Annotated in this window: 21 protein-coding genes; 8 read left to right on the forward strand and 13 right to left on the reverse strand. The window is 68.6% G+C overall.

Annotated elements, in window-relative coordinates; translation table 11 throughout:
* Positions 1-107: 107 nt before the first annotated feature.
* Positions 108-1,472 (forward strand): phosphoglucosamine mutase, encoded by a 1,365-nt coding sequence (glmM, locus tag ACFQEY_RS07900; RefSeq protein WP_379766839.1) that lies wholly within the window; start codon positions 108-110, stop codon positions 1,470-1,472.
* Between the two features lie 76 nt (positions 1,473-1,548).
* Here glmM and ACFQEY_RS07905 read toward each other — a convergent pair whose 3' ends face one another.
* The 3 genes from ACFQEY_RS07905 to ACFQEY_RS07915 all read right to left on the reverse strand — a co-directional run bounded on the left by ACFQEY_RS07905 (position 1,549) and on the right by ACFQEY_RS07915 (position 4,105).
* Positions 1,549-2,226, reverse strand: a complete 678-nt coding sequence (locus ACFQEY_RS07905; protein ID WP_379766842.1) for an Sjogren's syndrome/scleroderma autoantigen 1 family protein — start codon at positions 2,224-2,226, stop codon at positions 1,549-1,551.
* 104 nt (positions 2,227-2,330) lie between these two features.
* Positions 2,331-2,753 (reverse strand): Fe-S cluster assembly sulfur transfer protein SufU, encoded by a 423-nt coding sequence (gene sufU / locus ACFQEY_RS07910; RefSeq protein ID WP_379766845.1) that lies wholly within the window; start codon positions 2,751-2,753, stop codon positions 2,331-2,333.
* A gap of 74 nt (positions 2,754-2,827) precedes the next feature.
* Positions 2,828-4,105, reverse strand: a complete 1,278-nt coding sequence (locus ACFQEY_RS07915; RefSeq protein WP_379766848.1) for an aminotransferase class V-fold PLP-dependent enzyme — start codon at positions 4,103-4,105, stop codon at positions 2,828-2,830.
* Positions 4,106-4,504: 399 nt separating this feature from the next.
* Between ACFQEY_RS07915 and hemC the strand changes: the two genes are divergently transcribed.
* The 4 genes from hemC (at position 4,505) to ACFQEY_RS07935 (ending at position 8,122) form a co-directional block, all read left to right on the forward strand.
* Positions 4,505-5,743 carry a hydroxymethylbilane synthase gene (gene hemC / locus ACFQEY_RS07920; RefSeq protein ID WP_379766851.1) on the forward strand — a complete coding sequence of 413 codons (1,239 nt, stop codon included), beginning with the start codon at positions 4,505-4,507 and terminating at the stop codon, positions 5,741-5,743.
* On the forward strand, positions 5,736-6,605 hold the full coding sequence (cobA, locus tag ACFQEY_RS07925; RefSeq protein WP_379766854.1) for a uroporphyrinogen-III C-methyltransferase: 870 nt from the start codon (positions 5,736-5,738) through the stop codon (positions 6,603-6,605). The genes hemC and cobA overlap by 8 nt, the downstream gene beginning before the upstream one ends.
* Positions 6,602-7,384, forward strand: coding sequence for a uroporphyrinogen-III synthase (locus ACFQEY_RS07930; RefSeq protein WP_379766857.1), 783 nt, complete (start codon positions 6,602-6,604; stop codon positions 7,382-7,384). The genes cobA and ACFQEY_RS07930 overlap by 4 nt, the downstream gene beginning before the upstream one ends.
* Positions 7,385-7,720: 336 nt before the next feature.
* Positions 7,721-8,122: a hypothetical protein gene (locus tag ACFQEY_RS07935; protein ID WP_379766860.1), complete on the forward strand. Its 402-nt coding sequence runs from the start codon at positions 7,721-7,723 to the stop codon at positions 8,120-8,122.
* Positions 8,123-8,149: 27 nt separating this feature from the next.
* Here ACFQEY_RS07935 and ACFQEY_RS07940 read toward each other — a convergent pair whose 3' ends face one another.
* Positions 8,150-8,569, reverse strand: coding sequence for an SHOCT domain-containing protein (locus tag ACFQEY_RS07940; protein ID WP_379766863.1), 420 nt, complete (start codon positions 8,567-8,569; stop codon positions 8,150-8,152).
* Between the two features lie 104 nt (positions 8,570-8,673).
* Between ACFQEY_RS07940 and ACFQEY_RS07945 the strand changes: the two genes are divergently transcribed.
* Positions 8,674-9,312, forward strand: coding sequence for a non-canonical purine NTP pyrophosphatase (locus ACFQEY_RS07945; protein WP_379767529.1), 639 nt, complete (start codon positions 8,674-8,676; stop codon positions 9,310-9,312).
* Between the two features lie 32 nt (positions 9,313-9,344).
* On the opposite strand, the gene ACFQEY_RS07950 is transcribed toward ACFQEY_RS07945, so the two are convergent.
* The 8 genes from ACFQEY_RS07950 to ACFQEY_RS07985 form a co-directional block, all read right to left on the reverse strand.
* Positions 9,345-10,685, reverse strand: a complete 1,341-nt coding sequence (locus ACFQEY_RS07950) for an aminotransferase class III-fold pyridoxal phosphate-dependent enzyme (RefSeq protein WP_379766866.1) — start codon at positions 10,683-10,685, stop codon at positions 9,345-9,347.
* Between the two features lie 182 nt (positions 10,686-10,867).
* Positions 10,868-11,143 carry a PadR family transcriptional regulator gene (locus ACFQEY_RS07955; RefSeq protein ID WP_379766869.1) on the reverse strand — a complete coding sequence of 92 codons (276 nt, stop codon included), beginning with the start codon at positions 11,141-11,143 and terminating at the stop codon, positions 10,868-10,870.
* A gap of 547 nt (positions 11,144-11,690) precedes the next feature.
* Positions 11,691-11,837 carry a hypothetical protein gene (locus tag ACFQEY_RS07960; RefSeq protein ID WP_004597248.1) on the reverse strand — a complete coding sequence of 49 codons (147 nt, stop codon included), beginning with the start codon at positions 11,835-11,837 and terminating at the stop codon, positions 11,691-11,693.
* A gap of 406 nt (positions 11,838-12,243) precedes the next feature.
* Positions 12,244-13,488: an MBL fold metallo-hydrolase gene (locus ACFQEY_RS07965; protein ID WP_379766872.1), complete on the reverse strand. Its 1,245-nt coding sequence runs from the start codon at positions 13,486-13,488 to the stop codon at positions 12,244-12,246.
* Positions 13,489-13,573: 85 nt separating this feature from the next.
* On the reverse strand, positions 13,574-14,191 hold the full coding sequence (locus tag ACFQEY_RS07970; RefSeq protein ID WP_379766875.1) for a DUF998 domain-containing protein: 618 nt from the start codon (positions 14,189-14,191) through the stop codon (positions 13,574-13,576).
* A gap of 15 nt (positions 14,192-14,206) precedes the next feature.
* Positions 14,207-15,295 (reverse strand): DNA replication complex subunit Gins51, encoded by a 1,089-nt coding sequence (locus tag ACFQEY_RS07975; protein WP_379766878.1) that lies wholly within the window; start codon positions 15,293-15,295, stop codon positions 14,207-14,209.
* Positions 15,292-16,455, reverse strand: coding sequence for a DNA primase small subunit PriS (gene priS / locus ACFQEY_RS07980; RefSeq protein WP_379766881.1), 1,164 nt, complete (start codon positions 16,453-16,455; stop codon positions 15,292-15,294). Before priS ends, ACFQEY_RS07975 begins: the two co-directional genes overlap by 4 nt.
* A gap of 585 nt (positions 16,456-17,040) precedes the next feature.
* Positions 17,041-17,298, reverse strand: a complete 258-nt coding sequence (locus ACFQEY_RS07985) for a hypothetical protein (protein WP_379766884.1) — start codon at positions 17,296-17,298, stop codon at positions 17,041-17,043.
* Between the two features lie 166 nt (positions 17,299-17,464).
* On the opposite strand from ACFQEY_RS07985, the gene ACFQEY_RS07990 reads away from it, so the two are divergent.
* A complete protein-coding gene (locus ACFQEY_RS07990) occupies positions 17,465-18,262 on the forward strand; it encodes an inositol monophosphatase family protein (RefSeq protein WP_379766887.1) in 798 nt (265 codons plus the stop codon).
* A 26-nt stretch (positions 18,263-18,288) separates the two neighbouring features.
* Here ACFQEY_RS07990 and ACFQEY_RS07995 read toward each other — a convergent pair whose 3' ends face one another.
* Positions 18,289-19,443, reverse strand: coding sequence for a hypothetical protein (locus tag ACFQEY_RS07995; RefSeq protein ID WP_379766890.1), 1,155 nt, complete (start codon positions 19,441-19,443; stop codon positions 18,289-18,291).
* 291 nt (positions 19,444-19,734) lie between these two features.
* Between ACFQEY_RS07995 and ACFQEY_RS08000 the strand changes: the two genes are divergently transcribed.
* A complete protein-coding gene (locus tag ACFQEY_RS08000; RefSeq protein ID WP_379766893.1) occupies positions 19,735-19,956 on the forward strand; it encodes a DUF8028 family protein in 222 nt (73 codons plus the stop codon).
* Positions 19,957-20,042 lie beyond the last annotated feature (86 nt).

The raw sequence follows: 20,042 nt of genomic DNA on the forward strand, positions 1-20,042 counted from the left end.
GGGGCGGGGCGGGTTTCAACCGCACGCGTCGGATTCGTCGCGGGTAGCGGACGGCGGTCCCGACCCGGTTCGGAACCGCTTTCCCGTCGGCCGGCGGATGGCCGCCCATGGAGCTGTTCGGATCCAGCGGCATTCGCGGGGTCGCGCTGCGGTACCTCACGCCGGAGCTCGTCCTCGACATCGCGAAGGCGGCCGGGACGGTGTGGGACGCCGACCGGGTCGCCGTCGCCCGCGACACCCGCACCACCGGCGAGCTGTTCGCCAACGCCGCTGCGAGCGGGCTGGCCGCGGTCGGGTGCGATGTCGACCGGCTCGGCGTGGTCCCGACGCCAGCGGTCGGGAACTACTGCGAGTCCGCCGGCGTCCCCTGCGTGCTCGTCACCGCTTCGCACAACCCCTCGGAGTTCAACGGGATCAAGCTGGTCGGCGACGACGGCGTGGAACTCTCCGTCGACGTGCTCGAACGCGTCGAGCGCCGCGTCCTCGACGACGAGTACGACCACGCCGACTGGCGGACGGCCGGCGCGACGACCCGCGTCGTCGGTGCCGTCGACGACTACGTCGACCAGTTACTCGCCGCGGTCGACGGCGAGGCGATCGCCGACGCCGGGCTCACGGTCGCGGTCGATCCCGGCCACGGCGCGGCGTCGATCAGCTCGCCGCGCATCTACCGCGAGCTGGGATGTGACGTGCTGACGGTGAACGCGACCCCCGACGGCCACTTCCCCGGCCGGGACTCAGAGCCCGTCCCGGCGAACCTGACTGCGCTCTCCCGGCTCGTCGCGACCTCCGACGCCGACGTGGGGATCGCCCACGACGGCGACGCTGACCGCGCCGTCTTCGTCGACGAGGACGGGACCTTCGTCGACGGCGACACGTCCTTCGCGGCGATGGCGGACGCCTGCTTGGAATCGGGCGACGCCGTCGTCAGCGCGGTGAACGTCTCCCAGCGGCTCGTCGACGTCTGCGACGCGAACGACGCCGACCTCGAGCTGACGCCCATCGGCGCGACGAACATCATCACCCGGACGCGTGAACTCCATGACGTGGGGACGAACGTCCCCATCGCCGGTGAGGGGAACGGCGGGTTATTCTTCCCGCCGTATCGGCTCTCGCGGGACGGGGCGTACATCGGCGCGCGATTCCTCGAACTGCTCGCGGCCGCCGGCGGCGCTCCGGTCAGCGAGGTCGTCGCGCCCTACGCCGACTATCACTTCGTGCGGCGCAACGTCGCGTACGAGGACGCCGACGAGCGCGACGAGATGCTGGCGGCGGCGCGGGCCTACGTCGAGACCGCTGACGCCGAGCCGAACACGACGGATGGCTTCCGGCTCGACTACGGCGACGCGTGGGTGCTCGTGCGTCCTTCCGGCACGGAGCCCAAGATCCGGATCTACGCGGAGTCCGCCGACGCTGACCGCGCCGAGCGCCTCGCGACGGACATGCGCGTGGCGGTCGAGAGTGGGCGATAACGACGATCATTTATAAACGAACGGCTGGGGGGTTGGAAGCGTTCACCGCGCCAGAAACCGCTTATAAATAACCGCTTCAGTCGAGCGCCGCGAGCGCTTCGGCCGCCTCGCGGGCCGCCCGCAGGTGCTCGCGTGCGCGCCGCGGATCGTCGGTCTCCTCGGCTGCGTGTGCGAATCGGGTCAGCGTCCGCGTCAGCGACGCGCGGGCGTCGGCGACGCCGCCGGTTCCGGAATCTGCCGCAACCGTCGGGCCCGCCGCAGCGTCCGATCCATCGCCGCCTCGCGACGAGCCGATCGGCTCGGTCGACTCCGCGCCCGCCGACTGCGAGCCGGTGGCCGTCGGCGTGGACGCGTTCCCGGTTGGCGTGGGCGCGTTCTCGGTTGGCGTGGGAGCGTTCCCGGTTGGCGTGGGAGCGTTCCCGGTTGGCGTCGTCTCCTGGCCGGCGTTCGAGGATCCGGTCGTCGGCGTCGCCGTCTCCGAATCCGTCGTCGTCTCGCGCGTCGCGGACTCGTCGGCCGCACCCGTAGTGTCCGCCGCGTCTTTCGCATCGACCGTGTGACACGTTGGACAGAATTCTTGGCCATCTTGTCGGAAGATTGGATCGCCGCAGTCGTCGCAGTGGCGGTTCGTCATCGTCGCGCCTTTCAGGAGGAGTTCGGACATCCGCTGGGTGTGTTCGCGCTTCTGTTCGTCCTCCGCGAACTTCTCGCGGAGCTTCTCGCGTTCGGCCTCCTTGTCGAACCCGTCGCTCATACGCGGACGAACGTGACTCACGAGCAAAAACCCGGTGGGCTCGGGACGCGGACTTCGGGGGCTCGGGACGGAGCCAACAGGGAACCGACAGCCTCTGCGGCTCGCTACTCCTCGGTGATCGTGCGATCGTCGGGGTCGAGCTCGCCGCGGTGGATCTTCGAACCGTCCTGTGCGACCTGCCGACCGAGCACGGCGCACTTCACGCGCATCGGGGAGATGTCGACGCCGAGCATCTCGGTGACGTCGTCGGTGTCGAGAGCGTCAAGTTCGTCGACGGACATCCCGTGGAGCCGCTCGGAGAGCATGCTCGCGGAGGCCATCGAGATCGCGCAGCCGTCGCCGGTGAACCGCACCGCCTCGATCGTCTCGCCCGCGTCGTCGAGGTCGACCTCCATCCGGATCGTGTCGCCGCAGGAGGGGTTCTCGCCGACGTGCGTGAAGTCCGGATCCTCGAGTTCCCCGTAGTTGCGCGGGTTCTTGTAGTGGTCGAGGATCTGCTGTCGGTACATGTCCGAGCCCAGTCCCATACTGCGTTCACGTAGGCCGGTCCCGGTCAAAAGGGTTCCGTCGGTCCGCGAACGTGAGCGTTCTCGTCGCGCGATCACGCGAACAGATCGCGCGCCTCGCCGACGGCCTCGACGAGCGCGTCGATCTCCTCGACGGTGTTGTAGACGTAAAAGGAGGCGCGCGCGGAGGCGGCGACGCCCATCTCGTCGTGGAGCGGCTGGGTACAGTGGTCGCCGGCGCGGATCGCGATCCCGTAGTCGTTCAGGATGCTGGACAGATCGTGAGCGTGGACGCCCTCGACGTTGAACGCGACGAGCCCGCCGCGATCGTCGCCCGGCGGCCCGTAGATCTCCACGCCGCCGACCGCCTCAAGCTCGTCGTAGGCGTACTCGGCCAGCAGGTCCTCGTGGGCCTCGACGCGGTCCAGTCCGATGTCCTCCAGGTACTCGATCGCGACCGCGAAGGCGATCCCCTGCGCGATCGAGGGGGTCCCGGCCTCGAACTTCCACGGCAGGTCCTCCCACGTGGAGTCCTCGAAGGTGACGCGCCTGATCATGTCGCCGCCGTAGAGGTACGGCTGCATTCCGTCGAGGATCTCCTCGCGGCCGTACAGCGCCCCGATGCCGGTCGGGCCCAACATCTTGTGGCTCGAAAAGGCGAGGAAGTCGACGCCGAGGTCGTCGACGTCGACGGGACGATTCGGCACGGACTGAGCGCCGTCGACGAAGATCAGCGCGCCGTGGTCGTGCGCGAGGTCGGCCAGATCGCCGATCGGGTTGATCGTCCCGAGCGTGTTCGAGACGTGGACCACGGAGACCATCGCGGTGTCGTCGTCGATCAGCGCCGCGGCGTCGTCCATGTCGAGTCTCCCCTCGTCGGTCACGTCGATGAACCGCACGTCTGCGCCGGTCCGCTTGCCGATCTGCTGCCACGTCACCAGCGACGCGTGGTGCTCCATCTTCGAGAGGACGACGTTGTCCTCCGGGCCGAGTTCCGCCAGCCCCCACGCGTACGCGACGAGGTTCACGGCTTCTGTCGTGTTCTTCGTGAAGACGATCTCCTCGCGGCCCGCAGCACCGATGAAGTCCGCGACGGTGTCGTGAGCCTCTTCGTAGGCGACCGACGCCTCCTGGCTCAGCTGGTGGATCCCGCGGTGGACGTTGGCGTTGTAGCCGCGGTAGTAGTCCGCGATCGCGTCGACGACGGGGTCCGGCGTGTGCGAGGTCGCAGCGTTATCGAGGTAGACGAGCGGAGTGTCGTCGCCCGGGCCCTCTCCAGGCGACTCCGGATCGCCGCCGACCTTCCGATCGAGGATCGGGAAGTCGGCGCGGATCGCTTCCACGTCGAACGGGGACGGTTCCTGAACTCCCATTACCCTGATCTGGGCCCCGAGCACTAACACACCTTCGGTCCGGTACGTGTTGCCAGTATCTTGGAGGCGGACGATTACTTATAAAACGTCGCTCCAGGCGGGTCGGTCGTGAACGTCTCCAAAGCCCCAACCGTGAGTCCCACCCCACCCGCACCACTGTAAGACGTTCCCGCTCGCTCACTTCATTCGCTGCGCGGGCTGCGATTTCCATGCTCCCGCTCGTTTCACTCGCGGGACCGCAACCGCAGCCTCACGCCTCCCCAGCCTCGTCGGCCGCTCGCAGGCACGCGCCGACCGCATTCGTTTATAAACACCACGTCGAGATCCCGCGTTTCGCGCGGGCGTCGACGCCACGACCGAACTAGTGCGCTTTTGAACGCGGGGGACCTCCGTCAGAGTATGACCGATACGCTCAGGCTCGCCACGCGCGGATCGGCTCTGGCTCTCAGGCAGGCCGGAGCTGTCCGCGACGCCCTGTCGAGCCGTCGACGCGACGTCGAACTCCGGCGCGTCGAAACCCGCGGCGACCAGATCCCCGACGAGCTGATCCATCGTCTCGGCAAGACCGGCGCGTTCGTCCGCGCGCTCGACGAAGAGGTGCTCAACGGCGACGCCGACCTCGCGGTCCACTCCCTCAAGGACGTGCCGACCGAGGGAATGGACGACGTGGTGATCGCGGGCGTCCCCGAGCGCGCTCCCTCCGGCGACGTGCTCGTCCACCCGGACGGGCTCGGAATCGAGGACCTCCCGTCGGGCGCGGTGGTCGGCACGGGATCGCTCCGGCGGACCGCCCAGATCGCGGCCGCACGCCCGGACCTCGTGGTCGAACCGCTCCGTGGGAACGTCGACACCCGGATCGAGAAGCTTCTCGCCCCCCGCCTGCAGGCGGAACACGAGCGCCGGCTCGTCGCCTCGGGCGAGGCGCGCGCGGCGACGGCGGAGGGAGGCGACGGCGACGAGGGGGCGGACGACGGGCCGGAGTGGGAGCTTCCGGACGAGGGATCCGACGGCGACGACGCGGGAGACGAAACCGGGAACGACGACGAGTTCGACCGGACCGTCGAGGAGTGGTTCGACTCCCTCTCCGACCTGGAGCGCTCGGCGATGGAGCGGAAGGTCGAGACGGAGTACGACGCCATCGTCCTCGCCGAGGCGGGGCTTCGGCGCTCGGACCTCTTTTACGACGTGGAGACCACCCGACTCCCCCGCGAGGAGTTCGTCCCCGCGGCCGGCCAGGGTGCCATCGCCGTCACCGCGACCGACCCCGACGTGATCGAGGCGGTGCGCTCCGCGGTCGATCACCCACGGACCCGGGTGGCGGTGACCGTCGAGCGGACGATACTCGCCGAACTCAACGGCGGTTGCGTCGCGCCGATCGGCGTCTCGGCGCTCGTGCAGGGCGAGCACGTCCACACGCGGGTTCGCGTGCTCTCGACCGACGGCACCGAGGAGGTGGCCGACACCCGCGACCTCCCGATCCGGTCGCACGCAAAGGCTGCCGAGTCGTTCGCGGCTGACTTGGCGGACAGAGGCGCGGCCGACCTGATCGCGGCGGCGCGCGAGGACACCGAGACCGGCGAAGGGACCCGAGCGGAGGCCGACGAAGGGACCCGAGCGGAGGAGAACCCCGATGAGTGAGGGGAACTCCCTCGGCACCGTCTACCTCGTCGGCTCCGGTCCGGGCGATCCGGACCTATTGACCGTGAAGGCCGCCGAGCTGATCGAGTCGGCCGACGTCGTGCTCCACGACAAACTCCCCGGCCCGGCGATCCTCGGGCAGATCCCCGCGGACAAACGGGAGGACGTGGGCAAGCGCGCCGGCGGCGAGTGGACGCCGCAGGAGTACACGAACCGGCGGCTGGTCGAGCTGGCGCGCGAGGGGAAGTCGGTCGTCCGACTCAAGGGCGGCGACCCGTTCGTCTTCGGCCGCGGCGGCGAGGAGGCCGAGCACCTCGCGGCCGCGGGGGTACCCTTCGAGGTCGTTCCCGGCGTCACCTCCGCGATCGCGGGCCCCGCGGTCGCCGGGATCCCCGTGACGCACCGCGATCACGCCTCTTCCGTCTCCTTCGTCACCGGCCACGAGGACCCGACGAAGGACGAGTCGGCGGTCGACTGGGACGCGCTCGCCGCCACCGGCGGGACCATCGTCGTGTTGATGGGGGTCGGGAAGCTCCCCGCGTACACCGCGGAACTCCGGGACGCCGGGCTCGACGGCGACACCCCGGTCGCGTTGGTCGAGCGCGCGACCTGGCCGGACATGCGCGTCGCGACCGGCACCCTCGACACCATCGTCGACGTCCGAGACGAGGCCGGCGTCGAGCCCCCGGCGCTCACCGTTATCGGCGACGTGGCCGCGACCCGCGATCGGGTCGTCGCATTCCTCGAAAACGACGACGGCGAGGGCGCAAGCAATGACGTCGCAATCGGCGGCGACGACGGAGATCACGGCGGCGGTGACGACGGCGACGACGGCGACGATTCGGGAGGTGACGACGCGTGAGCGACGGGATCGGAGGCGGCGAGCGTGGGCCGGGGGACCGACCTCGCGTCGCCGTCTTCCGCCCGGCCGACGAGCGGATCGACGACGCGGCAGCGCTGCTGGAGTCGCTCGGTGCCGATCCGGTGACCGACCCCATGCTCGCGGTCAAGCCGACGGGCGCGACGCCTGCGGACGCGCCGTACGTCATCCTCACGAGCAAGACCGGCGTCGAACTCGCCGCCGAGGCCGGCTGGGAGCCGGGCGATGCGACGCTCGTCGTCATCGGTCCCGCGACCGCCGCCGCCGCGCGCGCCGCGGGCTGGACCGTCGACGTCGTCCCGGACGAGTTCACCTCGGCGGGACTGGTCGAGACCCTCTCAGAGGGAATCGATGGCGATCGCCTCGACGGCGAGCGCGTCGAGGTTGCGCGCTCGGACCACGGCAGCGCCGTGCTCTTAACCGGGCTCCGCGAGGCCGACGCCTCGGTCACGGAGACGGTGCTCTACCGTCTGACGCGCCCGGCGGGAGCCGGCGAATCGACCGAACTGGCCGCCGCGGGCGACCTCGACGCCGCGGCGTTCACCTCGTCGCTGACGGTGACGCATTTCCTCGACGCCGCTGCGGAGCGAGGCGTCCGCGAGGAAGCGGTCGCGGGCCTCACCGACGCGATCGTCGGGGCGATCGGACCGCCGACCGCGGAGACGGCAGCGCGGCACGGGATCGAAGTCGACGTCGTCCCGGACGACGCCGAATTCGAGTCGCTCGCGCGGGCGGTCGCGAACGCTGTAGCCGACCGATAGCCGACCGACAGCTGACCGATAGCCGACCGACAGCTGACCGATAGCCGACGATCCTCACGAGACCGCGATCGCGGCGATCGACGATACTCGCGGCGTTCGCGGCCGCGGCGATCGACGATACTCGCGGCGTTCGCGGCCGCGGCGATCGACGGCAACCGCTCCCGACTCCGTCACCTTTCAAACTCGATAGGAGAAGCCACCCAAATCGATGCCGCCCGTCTGCCGGTCTCGTTTTGCCGTATCCCGGCTACCGACCGACGCCACCGATCCCTCCCGTATATCAATATTGATATCGAGGTGCGTGCATTTATAATCCGACAGGTGAGAATGATTACCATGAAACCGAGCGAGCGCTGGTCGCTGCGGACCGACGACGAGGTGTTAGTCGTCGAGTTCCCGCACGGGACGGGGCTCAGCCCCGCAGACAGCGAGGCGCTGCTCGATCGGTGGCGGAGCGTCACCGCCGACCGTGCGGTCGACGCCGTCGTGCTCGTCGTTCGGACGAGCCGCCCCTGTTCCGACGCAGGCCGGCGGGCGCTGCGCGAGTCCGCACAGATCGCTGTCGCCCGCGGCGTGGAGCGGTTCGCCATCGTCGGCGAACGCTCGAAGCGCCGTTACCTCAAGCGGACGATCGACGTCGAGGGGGTCGACAGCGAGGCGTTCAACGATGCCGCCCCGGCGATGCGGTGGGCAAAGTGCCCTTCGGAGCCGTGCCCGCCGATCGAGCTGAGTTTATAACCAATCGCCGCTGTTCGCGCCGCCTCGCTACTCGAACTCCGCCTCGCGTTCGCGGCCTTCGCGAGATCGACGACGGTCGCTCCAACTCTCGGGGCCGGAGTTGATCCGGTCTTTCAGCTCCTCGGTCTCCAGCATCCGGTCGAGCTTCCGCTCGAACTCCTCCTCGCCGATCTCGCCGGCCGCGTACCGCTCGCGCAGCATCGCCAGTGGGTCAGCTTCGGTCGTCATCGGGGTCGAACCGTCGTCGGTCGCGGACTCGACGAGCGGGAAGTCCTCGCCGAGCAACAGCACCAACGGGATGAGCACGAAGAAGCCGAGGATGAACGTGGCAGGTATCAGCCTCTCCAGTGGTCCGGGCAGAAGGACGGCGAAAAGCGACGTGAGCCCGAACGCGAGGACCGCGATCAGGCCGATCAGCCGCTTCTTCTCAAACGTAGGGAGGGCCATACGTCCCGGATTCCTCCGAGCCAACAAAAACGTACTGCCGGATCGCGCTCCCGATGCCGACCGCGACCGACGGCTATTCGTTCCGGCCGCCCGCATCCGCACCCGTGCTCAGATACGTGACGACGAACCCGGGGAAGGTGCGCGAGGCGGAGCGCTACCTCCCGGACGGCTCGGTGGAGCGGCTCGATTTCGACTACACGGAGATCCAGGCCGACGAGCTCGGCCCCATCGCTGCGCGCGGTGCGAGAGAGGCCTACCGCCACGCCGGCGAGCCGGTCCTCGTCGACGACGCGGGGCTGTTCGTCGAGGGGCTCGACGGTTTCCCGGGCCCGTACTCGGCGTACGTCGAAGGAACGCTCGGCGTCGAGCGCGTTCACGAAATCGCCGGCGACCTCGACGACCGACGGGCCGCGTTCCGCTGCACGCTCGGATACTGCGACGGAGACAGCTTCGCCGCCAGCCCGGACCCCGTGGACCGCGGCGATCGCGACGCGGCCGCGGCGGCGGGCCCCGACGGCGAGGACGGAACCGAGGGGCTCGACGATCCGCTTCCAGTCAAGCTGTTCGAGGGGTACGTCCCCGGTCGGATCGTCCCACCGCGCGGCGACGGTGGGTTCGGGTACGATCCGATCTTCGAACACGACGGGGAAACCTTCGCCGAGATGGACACCGATCGGAAGAACGCGGTGTCACACCGCGGGCGCGCGTTGGCGAAGTTCGCCGAGTGGTACGCGGATCGATAGAACGCCCGCGCCGCGGACCGCTCGGCGGGCGACTACGCCGCCTCGTCGATCGCCGCGGTCAACAGCTCGCAGCCGAGCGCGATCTCGCGCTTGGTGACGTCGAGGGGCGGCAGGATCCGAAGCACGCCGTGGCCGCATCCGAGCGTGAGCAACCCCCGCGAGAAGGCCCGTTTTAGGACCTCGTCGCGTCGGTCCTTCGTATCGAACTCGACCGCGAGTAGCAGCCCCTTCCCGCGGACGTCGACGACGCCGTCGAGGCCGGCGTCGCGCATCGTCTCTTTGAACTGACGCCCCCTGACCACGGCGTTGTCCATCAAATCGTGCTCGCGGATCGCGTCGAGCGTGAGCGCGCCCTGCGCGGACGCGACGATGTCCCCGGCACCCCACGTCGAGGAGAGCCGGCTCGTCTCCTCGGGGAACACGTCCGAGCGCGAGACGGTCGCGCCGACGCGTAGCCCCTTGCCGGCGGCGATCACGTCGGGGTCGAACGCGTAGTGGTCGGAGCCCCACAGCTCGCCGGTCCGGCCGACTCCAGACTGGATCTCGTCCGCGATCAGCGTGACGTCGTGCTCGTCGACGAGCGCAGCGATCTCGTCGGCGAACGCGTCCGAGGGGAACCGGTACCCGCCTTCCCCCTGGATCGGCTCCAGAATGAGGTACGCCACGTCGTCGGGGTGGACGGTACCGCGCTCGGGATCGAGCTTCTTGCGGAGTCGGGAGACGCCGTCGGCGAAGAACCCGCACGAGCACGTCTCGGGGGTGCAGGTCCGGTCGTCACAGAAGGGGACGTCGGTGACGCCGCCGATCTCCGGGAACTTCCGCCGGTACACGGACTTCGATCGGTTGAGCGAGAGCGCCCCGAGCGTCCGCCCGTGGAACGCGCCGTCGAAGGTGACTGCGTACGTCGCGCCGTCGGACTCGTCGTAGGCGATCTTCATCGCGTTCTCGATCGCCTCCGCCCCGGAGTTCGAGAGGAAGACGGTGTCCATGTCGTAGTGAGCGGTGAGGTCGGTGAGCCGGTCCATCAGGCCGGACGAACCCGGGAGCCCGTCGCCGGGCGACTCGCCGCCGGCGACGTAGAAGTCCTGGCCGGCGATCTTCAGCGGATCGACGAGATCGAACTCGGCGAGCGGCTCCATGATCAGCGGGTTGTTGTACCCGAGCGGCGCGGCGGCGACGTGGCTCGTGAAGTCCATGAGGACGTTGCCGTCGACGTCGGTACAGAAGGGCCCCGCGGCGGGCGCGGTTCGGTCCCAGACGAACTCGTAGACGTACGTGCTCGGCGCGGCGGACTCGTGGTGGTACTCAACCCACTCTCGCGCGTGCTCGCCCGGGAGGTCGGTGACCGCTGGCACGGCCGTGTCGCGATCCATGCCGACGTGTCGCACCCGAGACGAATAAACTCACCCCGGTGGCGATCCAGTTGGAGAACAGTCCAACCGCGCGCGAAGCCGGCAACCACCCGCGGACCGTGGCGGGTCCCGACGAGCGATCCTGGCGATCGCGAGTAACGGTGGACGGGAAACGTGGGCGCGAGAGTGTCGATGGTCGCCGATCAGTGTTCGATGTACTGCGACTCCCACTCGGTTCGGGCGTTGATCTCGCGCCGCCCGCGTCGGGTCAGCGTGTAGTAGTTCGTGCGTCGATCGCGCTGGCCCTTCTCGACGAGCCCCTTCTCGACGAGCGTGTCGAGGTTGGGGTAGAGTCGGCCGTGGTGGATCTCCTTTTCGTAATAGTCTTCGAGCTCCTCCTTGATGGCGAGACCGTGGGGCTCGTCCAAGCCGGCGATCACGTAGAGCAGGTCACGCTGGAAACCTGTGAGGTCGTACATACAACTGTTCGTACATACCGATCCTGAATAAATAAATATACCGTTATAAACAGCGACGATCAATTCTCCACCCCACCTACACCACCGATTTATCCGTCTCCGTTTTGTCAGCCGGATAACTATCCGTCGCGATCCGCTCGCCGATCCCACCCACCAAACTCCTTTCTCCGACCTGATACGTGGAGGCTACAGTGGCGCGAATCGGGCGATGGTGTCGGATCAAAGAAACGTCTCGGATCGGTGCGGACGACGTCGTCATCGTCATCGAAGTGGAGTTCGCCGGGCGATCGCGGTCAGTGTCGTCACTCACAACATAGTCGTTCGGTTTGGAAAGCGGCACGCCCGACGCGGAAAAAAGCCGCGTCGGGCCTGCCGTTGGTCCCCGCTGACGCTTCGGCCCTCCAGACGAAGCGTCACCTGACGATACAGCGCTCCGATTGATAAACCTAACGAGCGCGCGCCACAGGTGTTCCTCTATTCACACGAATCCGACCTCGTATCACGTTTCAGAAGTCGACACACGGTGTTGATCTCGTCGTTCCGTTCGTCACATGTGTTCTTCCTCTAACACCCACCCGAGCGCGCGCTTGTAGTGGGTGAACAGTTCCTCGACGCCGCGATGGTTCATCTCCTCGTCCTCCAGCTGTTCGCGCAGGAACTCGTACTGCTCGCGAACCTCCTCTTCGGAGCGCATGGGCGCGGATACGGCGTGTGCCGGGATAGTATTGTGGCCGACGGTTCGAAGCGGGTCGATCTCCAGTCCCTCGCTTATAAATCGTTGCTGGCGCGGTGACCACGTCCAAAGCCCCACCCCGCACAGTTCCACACCGCACCTCACGCCTCCCCAGCCTCATCCGGACCGTTCGCCCGACCGCTGGGCGAACGGTCCGGACTCCCTCGAGGGCTGGCTCGCGGCCGCCTTCGGCGGCTACTCGCAGGCGCAGCGAGGCGCGAAGCGCCTCTAGCAGCCGGCGCGTAGCGCCGGCGACGCCACCGCGCGTTGATTTATAAGATGTCGTCGATGTGATGTTCTTGGTTTAAATACGCCGGTGGTGCGAACCGACTCCGAGATGTCGGGTCATCCGACCACGAGTGTCTCCTCACAGCTCGATCCGATCACCGAGGTCTGGAGCGTGCGCGTCGAATCCGTCCGCCCGGAGATCCGCCGCGAAGGGCCCGCAGCGGTCCCCGTGGTTGAGGAGGATCCGCGCTCTCCGATACGCGTCGAGGAACGTCTCCAATCCGGCGCGGTCCGCGTGCGCCGAGAAGTCGTACGACTCGACCCGCGCGCTCACCGGACGGACTCGTCCGTTTATCGCCAGTCGGCCGTGGTCCTGTAGCTCTCGACCCGGCGTCCCTTCGACCTGGTATCCGGTCAGAGTCACCTTGTTCGTCGGGTTCCCGCGGATCTTCGGGAGGTACGAGTGGACCGGTCCGCCGGCGAGCATCCCCGACGTCGTGACTATCAGCTCGTTGTCGCCCGCGATGCGCTCGCGCTGGCCGTCGCGGCCAGTGACGAAGCGGGCGGCCCCCTTCGCCCGGCGGAGCGCCTCGGAGTCGCGCAGGAACTCGGGATGCCGGCGGACCAGCCGGGTCACCTCGACGCCCATTCCGTCGACGTACGGGGTCAGGTCGTTGGCGTCGGCGACGAGCATGAGTTCCTGCGTCCGGCCGATCGCGAACGCGGGCGCGACGACGGTGCCGCCCTCCCAGATCGTCGTCTTCACGCTCTCGGCCCATCGGTCCTCCACCGCGCGGCGCTCCTCGTGAGCCACGTCGGCGTAGGTCGATTCGCAGATCACGGCGTCGGCGTCGGGCCTTGCGATCGTCCCCGAGACGAGCCGCTGGTCGTCGGTGTGGAAATCCCCGGTGTAGAGCAGGCGGGTGTCCCGGTCGTCGACGAGGACGTGAGCCGATCCCGGGACGTGCCCGGCGTTGAACAGCGTCACCTCGTACTCGGTCCCGCCCGCTTCGACCACGAAGGAGTCCCCGTACGCGTGAGGTTCCTCCACCTCGCCGAGCCGCGCGACGTGCTCCTCGGAGAACGGACACAGCGGGCTGTTCCCGTGGAGCTTCAGCGTGTCGCGAGCCAGCGTCCGCGCGAGATCGGCGGTCGGCGGCGTCCAGTGGATCGTCGGTCGCCGGTCTCCTTTCAGCAGGGCCGGGACCGCGCCGACGTGGTCGAGGTGGCCGTGCGAGACGACGACCGCGTCGGGCTCGGGGTCGCGGACCGGGTACTGCGGGGGGTCCGCGGTCAACAGACCGTAGTCGAGGAGGAGGGCGTCGTCGACGAGCACCGCGCTCCGACCGACCTCGCGGGCCCCGCCGAGGAACTCGACTTCCATTGCCGGGGAGTAGCCGCCCGCGGCGTTAGTGCTCGTCGGTCCCACCGGCCCGTCAGTGCTCGTCGGTCCCGTCCTCTCGTCTAGATCATTCGATCTCGTCCGTGAAGATCCACTGCGTCCCGAGGGTCGGGAGCGGCCCGAGCAGCCACACCCACGCTGCGAGCATGAGCGCTCCAGGAAACTCAGGCAGTGCGAGTCCGGTGACGGGCCACCAACCCGCGAGGTACGTGGCCCAGACCCCAACGTGAACTGGGACGAACGCGAGGGTGATCGCCCCCGTCGTCGCCCCGCGACGAGCGAGGCCGTCGACGGCGAAGACGAGAGTGACGAGTGCGTAAAACCCGACCGCGGCCGGACCGTGAAGTGACTGCGTGAGGTCGAAGGCCCCGACGCCGGCCATCGCGACCATCGCGAGCCCGAGGAGGACGGCGCGGAGCGGCGCGACGACGTGTCCGTTCCCTCGATCGGGCACCCGGGCGATCCCGCCCGCGTAGCCCACCCCGACGAGACCGCCGAGGATCAGCCCCCAGTTGAAGGCGGGGGCGCTCCGGTCGCGAACGCCGAGGTCGGAGAGCGCGTCACCGGTCCACGAGAACGTCGGATCGAGAAGGATCGCCCCGGCGATGCCGCCGAGCGCGAGCAGCGTCGCCGCCGCTCCCAGCGCGCGCGTTCGAGCCGCTGTCGCGGCGACGCGACTTCTCATGTGGGCGCGGTCAGATCAGTCGAGCCGCTCCGCGGCGTCCCGCTCGACGAGCGGGTCCGCGTTCTCCACGGGGAGGTTCACGACGTCCTCGCTGGCGAGATCGTACTCCCGCTCGTCGACGCCGAAGATGGCACCCACGTCGCGGGTGATCCGGACGGTCTCGCGGTCGCCAATCGCCGAATCGGCGTCGACGGCGGCGGTCGGGTCTGTCGCCGCGGCCGATGCGGATCCGGACCCGTCCTGCTCGGACGCTGCGGACGGTTCGGACTGAACGACATCCGCGCCGTCTCCGTCGCTCACTCCCGACGCTCCGGGTGGCGCGGGCTCTGGCGGGACCGCGGTCGGTCCGCCGTCAGTGGCGGGACCGCCGTCGGGGCTCGCCGCGTCGTCCGCGACCGCATCGTTCGCGCCCGTTCCGTCCTCCGGCGGCACGGGCGGCGTTTCGTCCGCCGTCCCGCCGCCCGTCACGTCAGCCGCCGTCGCGTCGATCGCGTCGGCGACTCCGTCGTCGTCGCCGCCCATAGCGCCGGCGAGCGCGTCGGCCGCGGCGTCGGCTTCGGCGGACGACGGCTGGGTGCTCGCGTCTGCCGCGGGCTCTCCTTCGGGCTCGGGCGTCGCCGGATCAGCATCGGCCGACATCGTCTCTTCGGTCGAACCGCCCGGCGTCTCGTCGGTCGGATTCCCGCTGACCGCCGACGGTTCGGCACCCGCCGGTGCCTCGCCGGAGAGCACGTCGAGCACGCGCGATTTGTTCTCGCCGATGCGGTCGACGAGGTCGTCGAACAGCCGTCGTTCCTCCGTGGTCATGCCGTCGGCGTCGACCGGCATGTCGGCCGCCGCGAACGACGCGAGCTTGACGACCTTTCCGACGCGGCGCTCGTAGAGCGCCTCCGCGACCTCCTCGGCCGTCTCGACCTCGTCGGACATTCGACGGACGTCGTCGTCGGAGAACGGTTTCGCGACCTGCTCCGCGCGCCGATCGCGGGCCGCGCGCAGGTCGGCGACGTAGGCGGCCACGTCGTCGTAAAACGAGTCCCGCAGGTGCTGCAGGCTGTCCTTGCGGCGTTCCTTGGCCTGGGCCGATCTGAGTTCGTCGAGGTTCATCGTTCGGGGGCTTTCCGCGCCTCGCCGCGGGCCATCAGGAAGACCCCCGCGAACTCGGGCACGGTGTTTCTACCGGGTTCGACTAACACGGCCTCACCGTTTAGTTCTACCGTCCGATCGTCGTCGCTCTCGATCCGGATCTCCCGACCGACGAACCGCTCGGGGACCGCGTCCCGAAGCGGGTCGAAATTGTCGAGATCCGCGCGATCGATCGGCGTGACGACGAGCCCGGATCCGCCGTGGAGGGTCCTCGGGAGCCGAATAAGCCGCCGCGTGTCGGTCGTGACCGGCTCGTCGATCGGCGCGGTGTCGGTCGCGGCCACGCGCGCGGCGAGCGCGGAGACGAGTCTGCGGACGCCGGGGCCGCCGGCCTCGACGTTGCCCTCGCGGACCGCGGTCGGGTTGCGCTCGAACGCGCCGAGGATCGTCTCGGCGCGACCCTCGCCGATCCCGTCCAGCTCCATCAGCCGCTCGCGGGCCGCGTCCTCGTCCATGTCGCGGAGATCGTCGGCGTACTCGACGAGCGCTTCGTGGACGCGAGCGCCCCACCCGCCCTCGGTGCGGAGGACGCGTTTGGTCGTACCGCGCTCCGAGACGGTTCGGATCAGTCCCTCGGTGTCGAGGTCGATCGCGCGGACGTAGTCGACGATCTCGCGGCGCGCCTCGCTGTCCAGGTCGCGGACGCTCTCGTCGCGAACGTGGACGTGGTAGCCGCGACCGCCGGAGAAGACCACGGTGAGGTCGTCGAAGGAGAAGTCGTCCTCCAGGAAATCGAGGAGCCGCAGGAGCGCCTTCTTGCACTCGGCGAGCATCTCGGGGTAGGTCGTCGTCTCGGGGTCGACGCCGGGGAGGTGGTCGGCGTCGAGGTCGAAGACGAGGTCGGCGGAACGCCACCCCTTCTTCGACATCGTCGAGGCCCCGGGATCGTCGTACCGGGCGGCCGAGAAGTACGCGTGTCGGGGCGCGTTGTCCGAGAAGAACGTGTCGACGTCGCCGAGGTCGAAAAGGGACTGGTGTCGGACCATCGTCGTGCCCGAGCCGGGGGTCCACGGGATGTGCCCCCACTCGCGGAGGTTCGCGTCCGGCGGGAGCGCCGGCGAGGCGTGGCGGTAGTAGTCGCCGAAGCGCCCCTTGAGGTACTCGCGCGTCCGATCGTCCATCGTCTCCACGTGTACCGGCGGTCGACGTATCAACGTATCGTTCGCAGTTCAGACGACGGTGGTGTGAGACTGCGACCGCGACGGCGACGAATGCTTATAACTGAATAATGCGGTACTGTGGCGTGCCTCCGAGCGGCCGGTAGGCCGCGAGGAGCCCGCGAGGGAGTCCGGACCGTCCGCCCAGCAGTCGGGCGGACGGTTCGGACGAGGCTGGGGAGGCGTGAGGTGCGGATGCTGTGCGGGGAGGGATTTAAAGGGGCAGTCGCCGGCGGCTCTGGCAGTGAGGGACACAGTCCCTCGGGCAACCGGGCTTCGCCCGGTGACAGCCGGACGTAGTCCGGCGACTGGGGCTTTGTAGATGTTCACCGCGCCGTCGAAGATGTATAAGCAATCACCGCCAGCGACTCAGCGATTCACCACGCCGTCAACGGTTTATAAACAGCCGCCAGCAACACCACCCTATCACTTATAAACACTCACTCCGACCGCGTGCAACACGTACCGTCGTCAACGGACGACGATTTCATTCGCAAACCTCCCTGAAGAAGATGAGTTCGACGCAGCCCGACTCCTCCTGTCGACGACCTACTCGCCGCCGTCGGTGTACGCGAAGTCGTCGAGCACGCGGTCGGCGGTCACGTTCGCCTCTGCGGGAGTGGGACAGTACCCGTCGACGACCTCGTCGGAGAGCTCCCCGGCGAGCGCGTAGACGGCGGTGCCGTCGGCGCGCTCGGCGACGCGCTCGAACGTTGGTCGGTAGCCGGCGGCGGCGCGCTGTCCGATCTCGTCGAGCGAGGCGTCGATGGCGTACTCGAGCTGGCGAACCGCTTCCTCTGGTTCCATACGCATCGATACCCTTGCGAGCCACTTAAATGTACTCGGATTCGGAATCGAGTGAATTCTGTGTTCGCGGCGCGTGGCGACGGATCGGCTGTCGACGGATCGGCTGTCGACGGATCGGCTGTCGACGGATCGACGTTTATACGCGTCGCGCGGCCGGATCGCGACCATGACTGACGTAGACGAGCGCGCCGCGGTCGCCGAGCGCGCGGCGCGGGCCGGCGGACGCGTCGCGAACGAGCGCTTTCGGAGCGGCATCACCGTCGAGGCGAAGGGGGAGGACGACGTCGTCACCGAGGCCGATCGTGCCGCCCAGCGCACCGTGATCGAGGCGATACACGAGTCGTTCCCGGACGACGCGATCGTCGGCGAAGAGGAGGACGAGCGCAAGACCGTCCCCGACGAGGGCGCGGCGTGGGTGATCGATCCGATCGACGGCACCCACAACTACGTTCGGGACATTCCCGTGTGGTGCACCGCAGTCGCCACCGTCGTCGACGGCGAACCGGTCGCCGCCGCCACCGTCGCGCCCGTCCTCGGCGACGTCTACACCGCGGACGGCGACGGCGCGTACCGCAACGGGGAGCGGCTGACCGTCAGCGACGTGGCCGATCCGCGGGGAGGAACCGTCGATCCGACGCTGTGGTGGGACCACGACTCCCGCGACGAGTACGCCAACGCCTGCGAGGCGATCGTCCGTCGATTCGGCGACATGCGCCGGCTCGGAGCCGCGCAGATCGTGCTTCCGACGGTCGCCGCGGGCGGCCTTGAGGGGACGATCTCGAACCTGCGGGCGAACCCGTGGGACTCCGTCGGCGGGGTCTTCATGGTCCGTCAGGCTGGCGGCCGCGTCACGGACTTGGAGGGGAACCGCTGGCGACACGACTCGACCGGCCTCGTCGTCTCGAACGGGGCCCTCCACGACGAGGTGCTCGCAGCGGCGCGAGCGATCGAGAGATTGGAGTAGCAGCACCTCCGTCGGCGATCAGACTGTCACTGCTCGCCGACGTAGTCGAACGCGACCGCGAGGTCGTCGGCACCCCAGAAGACGAACCGGTAGCGCCCCGGTTCGAGGTCGGGACAGACCCGGAGCGCGTCCGCGTGCGGCCCGTTTTCGACGAGTCCCGCCTCGGTCATCTCGAACTCCCAGTCCAGCGTCTTGCCGGGTCGGACGGCGAGCGCCTCGTCGGTATAGCCGAACGTGGCGTCGCCGTCGGTCCCGCGGATCTCGGTCCACCCCGACTCGGTACGGAGTTCGAGATTGTACTTCCCCTGGTTACCGACGTGGGCTTCGTGACCCGAGACGTTCGTCAACTCGATACCGAAGCGCGTGCCGCGAGCGATCGCGAGCTCCTCGGACCCGGCGTCGTCGTCTCCGGGGATCACGGCTCGGAGCGCGAGTGGCCCGTTGTCACCCTCGTCACCGTCTTCGCCGACACCCCCGCCGTCGCCCCAGTTGACCTCGCCCTCGTACACCTGCGGGTGGCGCTCGAACCCCTCCGTCTCGCAGTCGAACGCGGCGGGGATGGACGCGGGATCGCCGTTGGGACGGACGCCGCCGGGTAGCGCCTCGGCGTCGAGGACGCCATCCGCGTCTCGAACCTCGCCCGTCTCGTCCCAACCGTCGGTGATAGACAGCCGGATCGCGTTCGGGAGCGGATCGGTCTCGACCCGTAGCAGCGCGCCGGGATGGGTGATCGCCTCCCCGCAGGCCTCGTCGTCGTCGGCGGTGTTCTCGACGGTCGCGCTCGCGACGAGGGTCCCGTCCTCGACGGACACGCCGGAAAACGACAGCTCGTTGTGACACGTCGTCGGCCCGACCGACTCCGCGTACGCGAGGACGGCCGTCTCGAAGTCGGTCTCCTCGACGAACGTTCCCGTCTCCGCGGGCGCGTCCGCGAACAGCCACGAGGCGTCGTGTTTGTCAGTGATCAGTGCACAGAACCCGCGGCGGGCCTCGGGATCCCACGCGGGTCCGGAGAGCGCGCGGCCGACCTGGTGGACCGCAGTTTCGATATCGCGTCCGTTTCCGCCATCGTCGCCGCCATCGCCGTTTCCGGGGACGATGCCGTCCGCGCAGCCGGCGAGCGCGGCGGCGCTCCCCGCGCCGATACCTCGGAGGACGATTCGACGCGTGCGTTCGGTCATAGCCGTTCATACGACGCCCCCGGATAAGGGTCTCGTGTAGGCACAAAGAACTCTCTGTCTTACCCCGCACACGGGCCCGTTCGTCCCGCCGGCGTCCTCGATGTCGTGTGCAGTAGTGCCGACGCAGTCGACGCCTGCTATGGTGAGTAACAAAGAATCTAGTGCGCTTATGAACGTTTTAGAGCAACCTCATTCGGTTTTAAAACGTCTCTACCACCCCGAGAAACGTGGTGAAAATCCCCGAACCCTCTACTGGCTATATGGGTTCCCCCGGCATAGTCGTAGGTGTCCATGTCTACCCCCGCCCCCACTCGTCTCGCGTCCGGTCGTCAAGTCGCCGGCTTGATGACCGGCACGGTCAAGGCGGCCGCTTTCTGGGCGGCCGTCGCCATCCCGACCGCGTACCCCGTCTTACTGTACATGGGGCTCGAAGGGACCACCGGTCTCCTGTTCGTCGGACTGCTGTTCGCCAACGTACTCGCCCTCGCGCTCGGTCACGACTACAAGCGCTAGAGCGCCCTCCGCGTTCCGCCTTTCGCGCTCCACTCTCTGCGTTCCGTCCTTCACGCTCCGTCTTTCGCGCGCCACCTTGCTTCCGC

Source organism: Halorubrum trueperi, from assembly GCF_042662525.1.
GTDB lineage: Archaea > Halobacteriota > Halobacteria > Halobacteriales > Haloferacaceae > Halorubrum > Halorubrum trueperi.